We start from the raw sequence: 944 nt of genomic DNA, 5'->3' as shown, positions 1-944 counted from the left end.
TTCTGCTTGCCCCCAATACGCCAGTCTCACAGTTCTGCTCGACTTCTCGCGGACGACCTCGGGCAGCGTCATCCCGGTGACGATCCCGAGCTTGGCGGAGAGAAACTGGACGAGGCCGGCCATCACATTCGCGGCAACGATCACCCACACGAGCAGATACCCGAACTGCGCGCCCGCGCTGACGTTGGAGGCGACATTGCCAGGGTCGACGTAGGCGATCGCCGCAACGAAAGCAGGACCGAGCAGAACGAAGGCCGATCGCACTCTCGACGGTGGCCGAGAAGATCGACGTAGCAGCACAGCCACGGACATCACACCCAACGCCGACGATATTTTCAGGACCCTGAAAAGATAGTTCGGAGACCCAAACATTGCAAATGTTTAGCGAAGCGGTTTACCGGCTCAGATGGGCAATACGACTGCGCTGACGATTTCGTTGCGTATCAAGGCGATGAACACACGCCACACGCTGTCAGCAAGGCGAGACCGACGCCGATCATGACGACTCAGCCCCGACAATTCCGAACCGCTCAACATCAGTGCCATAAGGTGATAGGTCCGGGGTGGGCGATTGGCCACGGCCTAGCTGAGCACGGTAGGGACGATTGCTGCTACCGCAGGAAGAGCCGCATGTGTGATCCAAGAACATTTCGTCGTCGAAATTGAGATCATCCACGCGTTCTTTGGTTCCAGGCACGCGAAGAGAGAAGGCGCATGCCGTTGAGAGCGACGATGACGGTGGAACTTTCGTGTCCTGCAACGCCGATGGGGAGAGGGAGGGTGCCAATCAGGTCCCAGGTGACCAGCACGACGATGAAGCTCGCAGCAATCGCGAGGTTGGCTACCACGATCCAATGGGCCCGACGCGACAGGGCGATCACCGATGCAAGAGTTCCGAGATCGTCGCGGATGAGGACTGCATCTGCAGTTTCGAGCGCAAGATC

At 58.8% G+C, this 944-nt stretch carries 1 protein-coding gene and 1 pseudogene; both read right to left on the bottom strand.

Annotated elements, in window-relative coordinates:
- Positions 1-312: Nramp family divalent metal transporter (locus A2J03_RS04895; protein WP_231912370.1), on the bottom strand; the 312-nt coding region annotated here is incomplete at its 3' end.
- 356 nt (positions 313-668) lie between these two features.
- Positions 669-944: pseudogene (locus A2J03_RS04890) on the bottom strand (heavy metal translocating P-type ATPase); the annotation flags it as partial.

The sequence above is a fragment of the Rhodococcus sp. EPR-157 genome, from assembly GCF_001647195.1.
GTDB lineage: Bacteria > Actinomycetota > Actinomycetes > Mycobacteriales > Mycobacteriaceae > Rhodococcoides.
This window is presented reverse-complemented; position numbering and strand designations above follow the sequence as displayed.